Origin of the sequence: Leucobacter sp. cx-42 (genome assembly GCF_014529985.1) — a bacterium.
GTDB lineage: Bacteria > Actinomycetota > Actinomycetes > Actinomycetales > Microbacteriaceae > Leucobacter.
Map to the genome: position 1 here is coordinate 74,054 of NZ_JACVMU010000002.1, position 14,733 is coordinate 88,786.

Annotated in this window: 15 protein-coding genes and 1 riboswitch; of the genes, 6 read left to right on the forward strand and 9 right to left on the reverse strand. The window is 62.3% G+C overall.

Features of this window, described 5'->3' with window-relative positions:
- Positions 1 to 258: 258 nt before the first annotated feature.
- Positions 259 to 1,473 carry an NADP-dependent isocitrate dehydrogenase gene (locus ICM05_RS02955; RefSeq protein ID WP_188023089.1) on the reverse strand — a complete coding sequence of 405 codons (1,215 nt, stop codon included), beginning with the start codon at positions 1,471 to 1,473 and terminating at the stop codon, positions 259 to 261.
- 200 nt (positions 1,474 to 1,673) lie between these two features.
- On the opposite strand from ICM05_RS02955, the gene ICM05_RS02960 reads away from it, so the two are divergent.
- Genes ICM05_RS02960 through ppk2 form a run of 4 tightly spaced genes read left to right on the forward strand, consistent with a single transcriptional unit; the run spans position 1,674 to position 4,311 of the window.
- Positions 1,674 to 2,126, forward strand: coding sequence for a GNAT family N-acetyltransferase (locus tag ICM05_RS02960; RefSeq protein WP_188023090.1), 453 nt, complete (start codon positions 1,674 to 1,676; stop codon positions 2,124 to 2,126).
- Positions 2,116 to 3,042, forward strand: a complete 927-nt coding sequence (gene rarD, locus ICM05_RS02965) for an EamA family transporter RarD (RefSeq protein ID WP_188023091.1) — start codon at positions 2,116 to 2,118, stop codon at positions 3,040 to 3,042. The genes ICM05_RS02960 and rarD overlap by 11 nt, the downstream gene beginning before the upstream one ends.
- A 15-nt stretch (positions 3,043 to 3,057) precedes the next feature.
- A complete protein-coding gene (locus tag ICM05_RS02970) occupies positions 3,058 to 3,345 on the forward strand; it encodes a metal-sensitive transcriptional regulator (RefSeq protein WP_188023092.1) in 288 nt (95 codons plus the stop codon).
- 42 nt (positions 3,346 to 3,387) lie between these two features.
- The gene (gene ppk2, locus ICM05_RS02975; RefSeq protein WP_188023093.1) at positions 3,388 to 4,311 is read left to right on the forward strand and encodes a polyphosphate kinase 2; all 924 of its coding nucleotides are present in this window, start codon (positions 3,388 to 3,390) and stop codon (positions 4,309 to 4,311) included.
- Here ppk2 and ICM05_RS02980 read toward each other — a convergent pair.
- The 7 genes from ICM05_RS02980 to glyA form a co-directional block, all read right to left on the reverse strand.
- Positions 4,295 to 5,437, reverse strand: a complete 1,143-nt coding sequence (locus ICM05_RS02980; RefSeq protein WP_188023094.1) for a glycerate kinase — start codon at positions 5,435 to 5,437, stop codon at positions 4,295 to 4,297. The genes ppk2 and ICM05_RS02980 overlap by 17 nt on opposite strands.
- 1 nt (position 5,438) lies before the next feature.
- Positions 5,439 to 6,005 (reverse strand): HdeD family acid-resistance protein, encoded by a 567-nt coding sequence (locus ICM05_RS02985; protein WP_188023095.1) that lies wholly within the window; start codon positions 6,003 to 6,005, stop codon positions 5,439 to 5,441.
- A gap of 18 nt (positions 6,006 to 6,023) precedes the next feature.
- Positions 6,024 to 6,866, reverse strand: a complete 843-nt coding sequence (gene ccsB / locus ICM05_RS02990; protein ID WP_188023096.1) for a c-type cytochrome biogenesis protein CcsB — start codon at positions 6,864 to 6,866, stop codon at positions 6,024 to 6,026.
- Positions 6,867 to 7,016: 150 nt separating this feature from the next.
- Complete coding sequence (locus tag ICM05_RS02995; RefSeq protein ID WP_188023097.1) at positions 7,017 to 7,430, reverse strand: hypothetical protein; 414 nt, start codon at positions 7,428 to 7,430, stop codon at positions 7,017 to 7,019.
- Between the two features lie 54 nt (positions 7,431 to 7,484).
- A complete protein-coding gene (locus ICM05_RS03000) occupies positions 7,485 to 8,195 on the reverse strand; it encodes a DedA family protein (protein ID WP_188023185.1) in 711 nt (236 codons plus the stop codon).
- A 200-nt stretch (positions 8,196 to 8,395) separates the two neighbouring features.
- The gene (locus ICM05_RS03005) at positions 8,396 to 9,277 is read right to left on the reverse strand and encodes a bifunctional methylenetetrahydrofolate dehydrogenase/methenyltetrahydrofolate cyclohydrolase (RefSeq protein WP_188023098.1); all 882 of its coding nucleotides are present in this window, start codon (positions 9,275 to 9,277) and stop codon (positions 8,396 to 8,398) included.
- Between the two features lie 458 nt (positions 9,278 to 9,735).
- On the reverse strand, positions 9,736 to 11,019 hold the full coding sequence (gene glyA, locus ICM05_RS03010; RefSeq protein ID WP_188023099.1) for a serine hydroxymethyltransferase: 1,284 nt from the start codon (positions 11,017 to 11,019) through the stop codon (positions 9,736 to 9,738).
- 73 nt (positions 11,020 to 11,092) lie between these two features.
- Positions 11,093 to 11,177: riboswitch (ZMP/ZTP riboswitch) on the reverse strand.
- An 89-nt stretch (positions 11,178 to 11,266) separates the two neighbouring features.
- Between glyA and purU the strand changes: the two genes are divergently transcribed.
- Positions 11,267 to 12,151: a formyltetrahydrofolate deformylase gene (gene purU / locus ICM05_RS03015; protein ID WP_188023100.1), complete on the forward strand. Its 885-nt coding sequence runs from the start codon at positions 11,267 to 11,269 to the stop codon at positions 12,149 to 12,151.
- Between the two features lie 119 nt (positions 12,152 to 12,270).
- Here purU and ICM05_RS03020 read toward each other — a convergent pair whose 3' ends face one another.
- On the reverse strand, positions 12,271 to 12,888 hold the full coding sequence (locus tag ICM05_RS03020) for a TetR/AcrR family transcriptional regulator (protein WP_251364474.1): 618 nt from the start codon (positions 12,886 to 12,888) through the stop codon (positions 12,271 to 12,273).
- A gap of 186 nt (positions 12,889 to 13,074) precedes the next feature.
- Here ICM05_RS03020 and ICM05_RS03025 point away from each other — a divergent pair, with 186 nt between their 5' ends.
- Positions 13,075 to 14,697 (forward strand): amidohydrolase, encoded by a 1,623-nt coding sequence (locus tag ICM05_RS03025; protein ID WP_188023102.1) that lies wholly within the window; start codon positions 13,075 to 13,077, stop codon positions 14,695 to 14,697.
- Positions 14,698 to 14,733: the final 36 nt, after the last annotated feature.

Here is a 14,733-nt window from a genome sequence, read left to right on the forward strand (position 1 = left end):
ACAACGAGACAGCAAGGGTGACACCAGCGCCCACCGAAGCTCCCCTCGACTGCCTCACTGCAAAAGCAAAAACGGCCTGCCACCCACGGGGTGACAGGCCGTTTTGCTTGCCCAGACACGAGTCAACCCCGCGAGATTGACCGTTTCTGTCGAGATGAGGTGTTTCTACGGGTAGAAACTATCGATCTCGGCAGAAAGTGCCAGTTTCGCGGGGTTGAGTCCAGGGAAGAAGGACGCGCTCACGCGCGACCACCCAAATTAGCTCAGGCGTGCCTGCAGGTTTTCGTCGATCGCTGCGAGGAACTCCTCGGTGGTGAGGTAGCCCTGCTCAGGGCCGACCAGCATTGCGAGGTCCTTGGTCATCTTGCCCGACTCAACGGTCTTGATGACGACGTCCTCAAGTGCCTTTGCGAAGTCGATGAGGGGCTGGTTGCCGTCAAGCTTGCCGCGGTGCTGCAGGCCACGGGTCCACGCGAAGATCGACGCAATCGGGTTGGTCGAGGTCGGCTTGCCCTGCTGGTGCTGGCGGTAGTGACGGGTCACGGTGCCGTGTGCAGCCTCTGCCTCGACAACCTTTCCGTCCGGAGTCGAGAGCACCGAGGTCATGAGACCGAGCGAGCCGAAGCCCTGTGCAACGGTGTCCGACTGAACGTCGCCGTCGTAGTTCTTGCAAGCCCAGACGTAGCCGCCCTCCCACTTCATGGCCGAAGCGACCATGTCGTCGATGAGGCGGTGCTCGTAGGTGAGGCCTGCGGTCTCGAAGCGCTCCTTGAACTCGGTGTCGTAGATCTCCTGGAAGAGGTCCTTGAAGCGGCCGTCGTACGCCTTGAGGATGGTGTTCTTCGTCGAGAGGTAGACGGGGAAGTTACGCGAGAGGCCGTAGTTCAGCGATGCGCGAGCGAAGTCGCGGATCGATGCGTCGAGGTTGTACTGCACCTGTGCAACGCCGTCGCTCGGCGACTGGTAAACCTCAAACTTCTGGGGCTCACCGCCGTCCTTGGGGGTGAACTCGACGGTCAGGGTGCCTTCGCCCTCGAAGCGGAAGTCGGTTGCGCGGTACTGGTCACCGAATGCGTGACGGCCGATGATGATCGGCTTGTTCCAGCCCGGAACCAAACGGGGGATGTTCGAGATGATGATCGGCTCACGGAAGATCACGCCACCGAGAATGTTGCGGATCGTGCCGTTCGGCGACTTCCACATCTTCTTCAGGCCGAACTCTTCAACGCGTGCCTCATCGGGGGTGATGGTTGCACACTTGACGCCAACGCCGTGCTTCTGAATAGCGTGCGCTGCATCGATGGTGACCTGGTCGTTGGTCTCATCGCGGTGCTGGATGCCGAGGTCGTAGTACTCGAGGTCAACGTCGATGTACGGGTGAATCAGACGGTCCTTGATGAACTGCCAGATGATTCGCGTCATCTCGTCGCCGTCGAGCTCGACGACCTTACCTGCAACCTTGATCTTTTCCAACGGAGCTCCAGCCTGTTGAGTGTGCAATAAAACGGGGCTTTTGGCCCATAGTCCCGAGTCTACCGGAGTCGGAGAGGTATCTCGACATCGAGAGAAATTTTGGGCATTGGTACCGCAGAATTCACGGATTATTGTCGACCGTTACCGAAATGGACATTCGTCTACTACCCCGAAGCTCCCGACAGCGATACTCTAGAAACATGAGCAACCTCACCATCGAAGAGCTCTCCGCAGCCACGATTGTCGCCGTCAACCGGCTCGGTCTGAAGCCTGGCCAGGAGCAGTTCATTACGCCTGTGTCCTACGCCGCGGCTGCCGCGGTCACGCCGCCCGACAGCGCCTGGCAGCGCGTCATTTTGCAGGATGGTCGCGTTGTTGCGTTCATTCACGGCAACTTTGACCCCAATGCTGCGCATGAAGAGTTCCGTGCGGCACTCTGGCGCATCAATGTAGACGCTGATGCTCAGGGTGCTGGTGTCGGCACCTTCGCGGTGCAGGCGCTCATCGAAGAGGCTCGACGCCGCGGCGTCGGCCGCCTGACCGTACTCTGGGAGCGCGGCGAAGACGGCCCGGAAGAGTTCTTCCTCCACATGGGTTTCAAGCCCGTTGGCGAGACTCCGTACGACGAGGTCATCGGAGCAATTGAGCTCTAACCTCGAGGCGAAGCGCGGCATTATTGCCTCGGTCGCCTCATCAGTCTGCTTTGGTGGCGTCTACTTCGTCACCCCCATGCTTGCACCAGCATCAGCGGAATCGCTGTGGGGCATTCGCAACGTCGTCACGATTCCGATCATTGCGCTTGGCCTGCTGGTCATTGGACAGCGTCACCGAATTGCCGAAATCTGGCAGCGCATTCTCAAGAAGCCACTCCTCATTCTCGGCATCATCGTGTGCGGCATGCTGGTCGCGATGCAGCTTTGGATCTTCACCTGGGCTCCCCTGCACGGCCGCGGTCTGCAGGTTGCGCTCGGGTATTTCCTCTTGCCGCTCGTACTCGTGCTCGTTGGCAAGTTCTTGTACAAGGACAAGCTGCTCTGGTGGCAGTGGCTTGCCGCCGCAATTGCCGCGGTTGGCGTCATATTTGAGATCGTTCGCGTTGGCTCGATCTCGTGGGAAACCTTGCTCGTGTGCCTGGGCTACCCTTGCTACTTCGTGCTTCGCCGCGCACTCGGCCTTGACGACCTCGGTGGCATGTTCTGGGAATTCGTCGCGATGTCCCCGTTCGCCCTCACCTTTGTCGTACTCGCGGTCGCTGACGGCAGTGCGATCGACGCGAACCCCGCGCTGTTGTGGGCTGCGCCGCTCTTCTCCGTGTGGACCGGCGTCGCGCTGATGTGTTACATCCTCGCGTCACGTCTGCTGACGATCAGTCTCTTCGGATTGCTGAGCTACCTGGAGCCCGCATTGCTCGTGGTCGCCTCGATCCTCATTGGTGAGCGGATCGCAGCAGCCGAGTTCCCCCTCTACATCGCCATCTGGCTTGCCGTGTTTGTGCTCATTGGCGGCGGGCTCGCGCTCGCTGTTCGCCACAAACGCAATGGCGGATCCGCCCCAACTACCAAGCTCTGACGCTACTATTCAGGCATGGAAGAACATCACGGCTACTCCGATCACAAGAGTGATCTGCTCAAGCGTCTCCGTCGCGCCGAGGGCCAGGTGCGCGGTGTCCATCGCATGATCGAGGAAGATGTCTACTGCATCGACGTCCTCACTCAGGTTTCTGCAGCGACCAAAGCCCTCGAAAAGGTGGCCCTGGCCCTGCTCGAAGACCACCTCAGCCACTGCGTTGCAACAGCAGCTACAGAAGGTGGCGAGGTTGCGGCCGAAAAACTGCGCGAAGCCTCACAAGCTATCGCGCGATTCGTCGGCTAACTGAGAGAATGAGAGCCCGTCCAGAGTGGAAAAGGACCACGAATGAACACGGACTCGAAGAACACTCAGATCGATCTCACGGCCGAAATCGATGAGCTTGCCGAGCTACTGGCGAGTGAGTCCTCGGTTGATGATGGGCCCGACGCCCCCTGGCGTCAGGGTTACCCTTACAGCGAGAAGATCACTCGCAAGGCGTACGAAAAAGAGAAGCGCAAGCTGCAGATTGAGTTGTTGAAGCTCCAGGCTTGGGTGAAAGAGTCCGGCGAGAAGATTGTCATTATCTTCGAGGGCCGCGACGCCGCAGGCAAAGGCGGCGCGATCAAGCGTTTCACCGAGCACTTGAATCCCCGTGGTGCCCGCGTCGTCGCGCTTGAGGTGCCGACCGAACGCGAACGCACGTCGTGGTATTTCCAGCGCTACGTCTCGCACCTGCCCGCTGCAGGCGAGATCGTGATGTACGACCGCTCCTGGTACAACCGTGCGGGCGTCGAACGCGTCATGGGCTACTGCACCCCGCAGCAGTACCTCGAGTTCACGCGCTCTGCCCCTGATTTTGAGCGCCTGCTCGCGCAGTCCGGCATTCACCTCATCAAGTTCTGGTTCTCGGTGGGTAAGGCCGAGCAGCGTGCCCGATTCCAGTCGCGTTCCCAAGACCGCGTGAAGCAGTGGAAGTTGTCGCCCACTGACCTCGCCAGCCTCGACAAGTGGGACGACTACACCGCAGCCAAGGACGCGATGTTCTTCTACACCGACACCCCGCATGCTCCGTGGACCGTCGTGAAGTCGAATGACAAGAAGCGCGCGCGCCTTGAGGCGATGCGCTGGGTGCTTGCACAGTTCGACTACCCCGAGAAAGACTTCGAGGTCGTTGGGACTCCCGACGCGAAGATCATTGGCTCGCCCGCCGATGTCTACGACGACGGCGAGACGCCAACCGGCACGATGCCGATCATTCCCCGCGCATAACGAGCGCGAGTGCGTGCCCCGCACGCTCGAGCAGCACCTCGGCATCCTTCATAGGGTCGAGGTGCTGCTTCGTTTCTCCCGCCAGTTCACCGAGCGACTGCGCGTGCACATACTGTGCGACGGCGGCGTCTTCGGCGATCCGCCCCGCAATAATGGCGACGGGGACCCGAGCGCGCGCGGCAAGTTCGGTGACGAGCGCGGGCGCCTTTCCTTCGGAGCTCTGCGCATCGAAGGAGCCTTCGCCGGTGATGACGAGATCCGCCTCGGAAATGGCCGCCGCGAGCCCGATGAGCTCGGCAACTGCCCCCGCACCCTGCACGATTTCAGCCCCGAGCCATGCCAGCGCGCACGTGGTGCCTCCAGCTGCGCCGAATCCTGGCGACATGGGGTCGAGGTCGAGCACGGACGCAAAGTGCGCGAGGCCGGCTTCTGCGGCTGGCCGGAGCGCCTCGGTGATGCCCTTCTGCTGGCCGAACTGAGCGGCCGCTCCGCGCGGGCCGAGGAGCGGTGCGGCGACATCGCTCCACACCGTGAGCGCGCCAGCCGGGATCGAGCGCATGCGGCTTGTGTCGATCGCAGCGATGTGTGCGAGCCCGCGGTTCCCGAGCGGCACCTCGTTCCCTGCGCTATCGAGCAGCCGCGCCCCAAGTCCCACGAGTACCCCAGCGCCAGCGTCGGTCGAGCAGCTGCCGCCGAGCGCGACGTGCACTTGCGTCGCACCGGCATCAATCGCCGCGCGGATCGCCTCCCCCACCCCACGCGTATGCGCTTCGAGCGGGTGCAGCACGAGCTGGCCGGCAGCGTCCCGCGGCAGCCGGAGCATGCCGCTTGTCTCAGCGAGCTCGACCACGGCCGAGCCGTCTGGGAGCCGCAGCCAGTGCGCGGCCACGGGTGCACCAATCGGGCCGGTCGCGGCGAACGACACCGACTCGGCGTCTGGAATCGCAGACTGGACCACCGCGAGGGTCCCCTCACCGCCATCAGCCATGGGGCGCAGGACGAGTGCATCCGCGGGGCGGGCAGCGGCCCAGCCGCGGGCAATGGCGGCGGCGACGCGATCCGCGCCCAATGAACCCTTGAAGGAATCGGGGGCGATCACCACCCGCGCTCGCTCGGCGAACGGCATGTTAGACGCCCGTGGACGCTACGAACTTCTTCAGCGCGAACGCTGACCAAACCAAGATACCGCCGAGCACGAGCGTGAAGAACCCAATGAGCACCGCAAGGAAGCTCGTGGCGGTCTGCGGCCAAATCCAGGCAGCAAGGCCGGCAAGAATGATGAGGATCGGCGGAATCCAGAGTGCGACGCGCTCGCGCATCGACGACCCCCACACGATCGCAAGCCACAGCACGCCCAGCATCGTGAACGCAACGCCCATGAAGGACACCAAGAGCGCAACCGCGGTCTCAGCAAACACGATCATGACGACGCCAGCGATCATCAGCAGGACGCCGACCGCATTGGTCGCACCAGACGATCGGGTGCCACGACGCAAGACCATCGCAAGGCCGTTGGCGATTAACGCTGCACCGAGCAAGATCGACAGCAGCCATTTCGCCGTGACCCACGGCCACGTCATCAGGCCAAGACCCGCAACCACCGCGATGCCGCCAACGATGAGGAGTCCCCACCACGGCCCGCGGCTCTGTTCGCTTGCGGACTCACCGGAGCCCGGAACGAGTTCCCATGTCATGGCGCGGATCCCTTCGGATTACAGACCCGAGTATGCGTGCAGGCCCTTAAAGAATACGTTCACAATCGTGAAGTTAAAGATGACCGCAGCATACGCGATGATGTTCAGCCAAGCCGAACGAGTACCGCGCCAACCGCGCGTCGCACGTGCGTGAATGAAGCCAGCGTAGAGCACCCAGATGACGAAGGTCCAGACTTCCTTGACGTCCCAGCCCCAGTAACGGCTCCACGCAGCCTCGGCCCAGATGGAGCCGGCGATGAGCGTGAAGGTCCAGAATGCGAAGCCAATGATCGCGAGGCGGTATGCGACGTCCTCAAGGCGAACCGCAGTCGGGAAGCTCGCAAGGAACTTCATGCTGGGCTCAACATCGTTCTTGATCTGGTTCTCACGACGGGTCTGCAGCAGCTGCATAATCGCAAGACCAAAGGCCATCGTGAAGAAGCCGACCGAGAGCACTGCGACCAGGATGTGGATCACGAGCCAGTACGAATCAAGTGCCGGCGGCAGCGGAACGATGGCGACGTAGTAGTTGACCTTGGTGATACCGAGGAAGAGTACGGCCATGCCAGTGATCAGCACACCGAGGAAGCGCAGATCAACAAAGAACTGCGTGATGAGGTAGATCGCGACAATTGCGAGCGTCGCCGTCATCGCAAACTCGTACATGTTTGCCCACGGGACACGACCAGCGCCAATACCGCGCATGACCGTCGCAGCCGCGTGCAGGACAAAGCCGAGCACGGTGAGCGAGAAACCAATACGCACCGAGCGAGAACGCTTGGTGCCAACGACAGAAGCGTCACCGCTCCGGTTTGCCAGGTCAACGACGTAGAAGACGAACGCAATTGCGTACACCATCATCGATGAATACAAGGCGAGGGTCGAATAAGTCTCAAGATCGCTCAGCACAGTGGTTCACATTACCCTGTCCAGCTCAATGCATTCCTGAAAGTTTGCGGTGCCATGACTTGCACTCACAGCCGAAACGGGAACTATGGTCGCGCGCCGCGCTTACTTCGCCTTCACGGTGATCTTGAAGGCGATCACGAAGTCATTCGCGGCGATGAGTTTCACATCGGTCACACCGGGCTTCAGCGCCGTGAATCCCGGGTTAAATGAGGCGGATCCCGACTTCGTATCAGCCTGGAAATCGGCAATAGACGGGTCGGTCATCTCTGCGAGGTAGCCGCCGAGGTCGTCCTCTGGGAGGAGTGCGACGAGCGTCTGCCCCACGGTCAGTTGCACGTTCTGTCCCTCGAGATCGTGGACCGCAATGATCTCAGGCGAGATCACGGGGTCAGTGATCTCGGTTCCTGAGTTCGCGTCGGGATCACTCGGGGACGTCGAACAGCCCGTCGCGCCAAGGGTTGCCGTGAATACGAGTGCCACCGCAGCTGCGATGCGCGTAGTGCTCTTACCGTTCATAGTCAGATCGTAGACAGATGCGCCACCGTCTGACCAGCGGTTGTTCGCAGACTGTTACTCAGCGTCCAGCTGCGGCGCAGCTTCGAGACGTGCGCGACGGTTTTTACGCCACTGCGAGAAGGCCTTGAATGCCTCAATGAGAATGGGAATGCCAGGGATCAGCACGAGCACAATGATGAAGATCTCGCTGTATTCCTGCACAAACGGAATCTGGCCGAGGAAGTAGCCGATGAGCGTAACGCCAACGCCCCACAGCAGCGCGCCAACCGCGTTGTAGATGATGAACTGGCGGTACCGCATGTTGCCCACGCCCGCAGCAGCAGGCACGAACGCGCGAATGATCGGCAGGAAGCGCGCGATGATGATCGCCTTCGGGCCGTGCTTTTCGAAGAACTCGTGCGTGCGCTCAACATTCTCAGGGTTGAAGAGCTTGCTCTTCTCCTTCTTGAAGACCGCGGGACCGAGCTTGCGTCCGATCATGAAGCCCATCTGGTCGCCGGCAAAGGCAAAGACAAAGAGCAGGGTGCACGTCACCCAAATCGGAACATCGATGATTCCGGTGGCGCTGAAGAGGCCCACCGTGAAGAGCAGAGAATCTCCTGGCAGGAACGCCAGGACGAGGACGCCAGTCTCCAGGAACACAAACGCGCACGCGAGCACGAGAGCGATCCAGCCACCCGCTTCGAGCAGGGTCTCGGGATCAAGCCAGCTAATACCAAGCAGCGCGGGGACCTGAGTCAGCGCGGTCAATGCTTCAGTGATCATCACGGATTGAGAATATCAGCGGAGGCTGTCCAGAACCTGCGTTGCGGAAAACTCGCAGCCAGCACGCCTCCCGCAGTAGTTCAGGACACCCCGCGCTCACCCCGGCAGCACGAAAGCCCCGCGGCGCAGTGCACAACGGGGCTTTCGGCGGGTGGGGCCGGAGGTGATCCGCCCCCATTGAACGCTCGCGCGAACGCAGGTTACGCGTGTGCGCGCTCCGCCATTTCGACAACATTCTTCAGGAGCAGGGCACGCGTCATCGGGCCAACGCCACCGGGGTTCGGCGACATCCACGCCGCAACCTCAGCAACTGCCGGATCAACGTCACCCACGACCCGGCTCTTCCCGGTCTCGGGGTCGGTTTTACGTGAAACGCCTACGTCGAGAACGATCGCGCCCGGCTTGACGTCCTCAGCCTTCACGATGCCTTCAACACCAGCTGCCGCAACGATGACGTCTGCACGGCGAAGCTCAGCTGACAGGTCAGCCGTACCGGTGTGGGTGAGAGTAACGGTCGCGTTGTACTCGCGGCGCGTAAGCAGCGGGCCAATCGGGCGGCCGACGGTGACGCCACGGCCAACGACGACGACGTTCTTGCCGGCCCACGACTGACCGTTGCGCTCGACGAGCTCGATGACACCGCGCGGGGTGCAGGGCAGCGGCGAGGTAATCTCGGTGTTTGCGTTCAGGACGAGCTTACCGAGGTTGGTCGGGTGCAGGCCATCAGCGTCCTTCGAGGGGTCGATTTTCTCGAGGATGCGATCAGTATCGATGTGCTTCGGCAGCGGGAGCTGCACGATGTAGCCGGTGCAGTCATCGTTGGCGTTGAGTTCGTCGAGGACGGCCTCGAGCTCTTCCTGGGTGACGGTCTCGGGCAGCTCGCGCTTGATCGACGAGATTCCGACCTCTGCGCAGTCGCGGTGCTTGCCTGCGACGTACCACTGCGATCCCGGGTCAGCGCCAACGAGCACGGTCGCGAGACCGGGCACAATGCCACGCTCTGCGAGCTTCGCTACGCGTTCGGTGAGTTCTGCCTTGATGGCTGCCGCTGCTGCGGTGCCGTCCAGCTTCTGTGCGGTCATGGTGTGTTCTCCAAAAGTCTGTGGTGCGCTGGCTGTGCCTGCGCGGTGTTGCTGGGCTCGGGGTGCGCCTGCTCGGTGCGCCTACTCGGTGCTGCTGCCGCGATCCGCGGTGCTGCCGCGATCCGCCAATTTGCCGGAGATATGTGATCGGCCTTCAATATGCCATTTTCGCCCGCAAATTACATATTTACGGCCGATCGCATATTGATGGCAAGGGCGCGGATCGTTCCAAGCTCACATCCTCGCCGCGGCAGCGGCCGCCGCCGCGTTCCTCACCCTCGGTAAGAAAAAGTGGCTTCCGTAAGGCGATTTAGCCCGAATCAGTCTTACCGAAGCTCGATTTCTGACCGAGGCGAAGTAAGGGCGCGAGTGCGAAACGCGAACGAGCCGCAGGCCGCACACGGGGTGCGGCACTGCGACTCGTCTCACATTGACGTACTACCTACGAAGAGGACTGATTACCAGTTCTCGAGGCCGGGGTACAGCGGGAACGCCTCAGCGAGCGCGGTGACGCGTGCCTTGAGTGCCTCGAGGTCGCCTGCCTGCTGGAGGGTGAGGGCGATGATGTCCGAAACCTCTGCGAACTCTGCGTCGCCGAAGCCACGGGTTGCGAGTGCGGGGGTACCGATACGCAGGCCCGAGGTAACCATCGGCGGGCGGGGGTCGAAGGGAACCGAGTTGCGGTTCACGGTGATGCCCACGTTGTGGAGCGCGTCCTCTGCCTGCTGGCCGTCGAGCGACGAGTTGCGGAGGTCTGCGAGCACGAGGTGCACGTCGGTGCCGCCGGTGAGGACGTCAACGCCTGCAGCCTTCGAAGCGTCGGTGGTGAGCGCCTCTGCGAGGAGCTTCGCGCCCGAGAGGGTGCGCGCCTGGCGGTCCTTGAACTCGTCGGTTGCAGCGAGCTTGAACGCGGTCGCCTTTGCAGCGATCACGTGCATGAGCGGGCCGCCCTGCTGGCCGGGGAACACGTTCGAGTTGATCTTCTTGAAGAGATCGAGATCGTTCGTGAGGATGAAGCCCGAGCGGGGGCCACCGATGGTCTTGTGCACGGTCGACGAAACGACGTGTGCGTGGGGAACCGGGCTGGGGTACAGGCCAGCTGCCACGAGGCCAGCGAAGTGTGCCATGTCAACCCAGAGGGTTGCGCCAACCTCGTCAGCGATCGCACGGAACGCTGCGAAGTCGAGGGTACGGGGGTATGCCGACCAGCCAGCGATGATGACCTTGGGCTTGTGCTCAAGTGCCTTCGCGCGGACGACGTCCATGTCGATGAGCATGGTCTCGGGGTCAACACCGTAGTGAACAACGTTGTAGAGCTTGCCCGAGAAGTTGAGCTTCATGCCGTGGGTCAGGTGACCACCGTGCGAGAGCTCGAGACCGAGGATGGTGTCGCCGGGCTCAGCGATAGCCGAAAGCACTGCAGCGTTTGCCGAAGCACCCGAGTGAGGCTGAACGTTTGCGTACTGTGCGCCGAAGAGCGACTTTGCGCGCTCGCGTGCGAGCTCTTCTGCAACGTCGACGTACTCGCAGCCACCGTAGTAACGGCGACCGGGGTAACCCTCTGCGTACTTGTTGGTGAGAACCGAGCCCTGCGACTCGAGCACTGCGCGAGGAACAAAGTTCTCACTCGCGATCATCTCGAGGGTCGAACGCTGGCGACCGAGCTCCTGCTCGAGTACCTGTGCGATCTCAGGGTCAACTACCGCGAGCGGCTCGTTGAAGAATTCTGACTGGGTTGACATGTGCTCTCCAATATCAATCGAAATGGAATTCGACGCCTCAGCGTCGTTTCACGAGAACGGGAGAACCCGTATCTCGTGCAGCCCAGGCGAGCGGCCTTGTGAGGTAAATGTGTCGCTTCCCGATGGTTAATCCACCTACGCCAGTTACGACGAGTTGAGTCTACCAACTGTGGGGACGATCCGCCCACTTGTTACACCGGTTCCTCAGCAAGTGCGTTCGCGCGCGTGATCTACTACCCTGAGGCATGTGAATACCATTGCTACGACTCCTGAAGACACCCAGTGGGTGCTAACTCTTTCCTGCATCGACGGCCCCGGCATCGTGCATTCGATTTCTGGAGCGATCGTGGCAGCCGGAGGAAACATCCTCGAAAGCCAGCAGTTCGCGAGCACCGACACCGGTCGCTTCTTCATGCGCCTGCAGGTTGAGGCTGTTGCCCAGCCCGAAACCTTTGACTCGCGCTTCGAGAACGCTCTCGCGCCGGTCACCGAGCGCTACCACATGACCTGGCGCCTCGATCGTGCCGGCCGCCCGGTGCGCACCCTCATCCTCGCGTCGACCGCGACGCACTGCGTGAACGACCTGCTGTACCGCAAGCGCGCTGGCCAGCTCGCGATCGACGTGCCGCTCGTGCTCTCAAACCACGAGACCGTGCGCGACATTGCCGAGTTCAACAGCGTGCCCTTCGAGTACAAGCCCGTCAAGAGCCCCGAAGAGAAGGCGGCCTTCGAGGCCCGCGTACTCGAGGTTGTTGAAGAGGAGAACATCGAGCTCGTCGTGCTGGCGCGCTACATGCAGATCCTCTCCCCCGAGCTCTGCGCAGCGCTCGAGGGCCGCGCGATCAACATCCACCACTCGTTCTTGCCCGGTTTCAAGGGTGCGAACCCCTACAAGCAGGCGCACTCGCGTGGCGTGAAGCTCATCGGCGCGACGGCGCACTTCGTCACGACCGATCTCGATGAGGGCCCGATCATTGAGCAGGACGTCCTCCGCGCAAATCACTCGTTCAACCCGCAGGAGCTCATGCAGCAGGGCCAGGACGTCGAGTCCCGCGTGCTGCGCCGTGCAGTGAACTGGTACGCAGAGAACCGCATTCTGCTCGACGGCGATCGCACGATCATCTTCGAGTAATTTCGAACAAGCTGTACGCGCAGAGGCGCGGGGGTGCGGATCGCGCCTCCGCGCCTCTGTCGTTCCCGCCGCGGGCGGCGCAGGCCCAGGCCGCGGGCGGCGCAGGCGCGGGCGACGCCCTACATCCGGTCGAACTCGAGTCGCAGCCCAGCGAGGAGCGCATCGAGCCCAAGGCGGTAGGCATCGTCCGCTGGCGACACGCCCGGCATGTCATCGAGCATCACATCTCGCGCAGAATACGCTGCACTAAATTTCGGAACGTCTTCGCGCTCGCCCGGATCCATCATGTTCGGCGCGGCCAGCGCGTCGAGTGTCGATCCGATCAGGAAGTTTTCAATCGCGACGATGATTGACAGGACGCGCTCACGCGGCCATCCAGCGTCAACGAGCGCCCCAACGACAACCTCGTACATGTGACTTGTCTGAGCATCAGGTGCGATCGGCCTGGTCGCAAACAGTGTGACGGTTGGCGGGTGCGCCACGAAGGCTCCGCGATACGAATCTGCCCAGATCACCAGGGCTTCTTCCCAGGGCCTGTCAGCAAAGCATGAGACGTCTATGCGAGCGACCACGAGCTCGCGCACGCCGTCAAAAATGTCGTCCCTGCCGCGCACGTGGTTGTACAGCGCCGAAGGGCGAACGCCGAGTTCATCGGCGATATCCCGCATGCTGGCGCCATTTTCGCCCTTGGTGTCAAGGAGATGCAGCGCGGTTTCGCAGATGAGTTCGCGCGACAAGACCGGTGTTTTCGGGCGCCCCACACGTCGTGAAGTTGACCTTGCAGCCGCCATGTTGTCCCCGTTTCGTCATCGAACAACTCTTAGGCTAGTATCCCTAAACGAACAACGTTCATTTATTTCACCGCGAGTCCTGCACCCAGGCCTCCGACCTATACAACCGCGATTCGAGCAAAGGAGCTCACAATGTCTTCACCCACGACCGTGTTCCACGGTGGCACAGTGATCATTTCGGCAGAGAACGAAACCACGACCTCTGCAATCGCATTCTCGAACGGCACTGTCGTTGCCCACGGCGATGACGCGCTCGCACTGATCGATCAGGCAGGCACCGAGGTCATCGACCTCGCTGGCGGCACCATCGTTCCCGCGCTCGGTGACGGCCACTGCCACCCGCTGCTCGGTGGCGTGGAAGATCTCGGCCCCGAGATCCGCAACCACGACAGCGTCGACGGCATCCTCGCGTCGGTAGGCGAGTGGAAGGCCGCGCACCCCGAGGCTGAGTGGATCGTTGGCGGCAGCTACGACGCCACCCTCGAGCCCGGCGGACTCTTCGACGCCAAGCGCCTCGACGAAGTCACCGGCGACACCCCCACCATTCTTCGCTCATTCGATTACCACACCGCGTGGGTAAACAGCGCTGCACTGCGCGCTGGCGGCATCACTGCCGAGTCTGCCGATCCGCATCTCGGTCGCATCGTGCGCCGCGAGGACGGCGCCCCGCTCGGCACTCTGCAGGAAGCCGCTGCAAACAACTTCCTCGCTGACGTCGTTCCCGCATTCACCACCGAGCAGAAGCTTGGCGCGATCGAATCGGCTACCCGTAACTATGCGGCGCAGGGCATGACCTGGATCCAGGATGCCTGGGTCGAAGCAAGCGCTGCAGGTTGCCCTGACGTTGAGATCTACCTCGCTGCGGTACGCGCCGGCCGCCTCCACACCCGCGTGAACATCGCGTTCCGTGCAGAGCCGAGCAACTGGCGTGAGCAGCTCGATATCGTGATCGCACTCCGCGAGCGCGTGCAGAACGAGGGCGCGGATCGCCTCTCGGCAAACACCATCAAGTTCTTCATGGATGGCGTCATTGAGAGCCACACCGCTGCGCTCTCGGAGCCGTACGCAGATCGTCCCGACGATCGCGGACTCCCCAACTGGACCTACGCAGAGCTCGAAGCAGCGACCGTTGCCTTTGACGCTGCGAACTTCCAGCTGCACATCCACGCGATCGGCGACGAGTCGAACCGTCTCGCCCTCACCGCCCTTGAGAACGTGAACGCGACCAACCCTGAGCGCGATCGCGCACACGTCATCGCGCATATCTCGCTGCTCAACCCCGAGGACACCCCGCGCTTCGCAGCAGCGGGCGTCGTCGCGAACTTCGAGCCGTACTGGGCACAGTGCGACGCGATCATGCGCGACCTCACGATCCCGCACATCGGCCACGACCGTGCGGGCTGGCAGTACAGCATCGGCTCGCTGCAGCGCAGTGGCGCGACTGTCACCTTCGGCAGCGACTGGCCCGTGACCACGGTTGACTGGCGCCCGGCGTTCGCCACCGCGGTCACCCGCAAGGCTGACCTGCAGGGTGACTCGTGGATCCCCGAGGAGCGCGTCTCGGCTGCCGAGGCACTCGCTGCCTACACCTCGGGCATCGCACGTCAGGCACTCGCTGCCGACCGTGGCACGCTCGCGGTCGGCCAGGTCGCGGATGCGGCATGGCTGAGCGCGGATCCGCTCGCGGTCGAGCCCGAAGCGATCCCCGAGATCAGCGTGCAGGGCACCTGGCTCGCAGGCGACCGCACCTTCTAACCCCGTGTTTCCCCGGCCTCACGGCCGGCCCGCTCT

Coding starts and splice junctions, on each gene's coding strand:
- ICM05_RS02960 (WP_188023090.1), top strand. CDS start 1,674: ATGAGCAACCTCACCATCGAAGAGCTCTCCGCAGCCACGATTGTCGCC.
- ICM05_RS02970 (WP_188023092.1), top strand. CDS start 3,058: ATGGAAGAACATCACGGCTACTCCGATCACAAGAGTGATCTGCTCAAG.
- ppk2 (WP_188023093.1), top strand. CDS start 3,388: ATGAACACGGACTCGAAGAACACTCAGATCGATCTCACGGCCGAAATC.
- ICM05_RS02980 (WP_188023094.1), bottom strand. CDS start 5,437: ATGCCGTTCGCCGAGCGAGCGCGGGTGGTGATCGCCCCCGATTCCTTC.
- ICM05_RS02985 (WP_188023095.1), bottom strand. CDS start 6,005: ATGACATGGGAACTCGTTCCGGGCTCCGGTGAGTCCGCAAGCGAACAG.
- ccsB (WP_188023096.1), bottom strand. CDS start 6,866: ATGATGGTGTACGCAATTGCGTTCGTCTTCTACGTCGTTGACCTGGCA.
- ICM05_RS02995 (WP_188023097.1), bottom strand. CDS start 7,430: ATGAACGGTAAGAGCACTACGCGCATCGCAGCTGCGGTGGCACTCGTA.
- ICM05_RS03000 (WP_188023185.1), bottom strand. CDS start 8,195: ATGATCACTGAAGCATTGACCGCGCTGACTCAGGTCCCCGCGCTGCTT.
- ICM05_RS03005 (WP_188023098.1), bottom strand. CDS start 9,277: ATGACCGCACAGAAGCTGGACGGCACCGCAGCAGCGGCAGCCATCAAG.
- glyA (WP_188023099.1), bottom strand. CDS start 11,019: ATGTCAACCCAGTCAGAATTCTTCAACGAGCCGCTCGCGGTAGTTGAC.
- ICM05_RS03025 (WP_188023102.1), top strand. CDS start 13,075: ATGTCTTCACCCACGACCGTGTTCCACGGTGGCACAGTGATCATTTCG.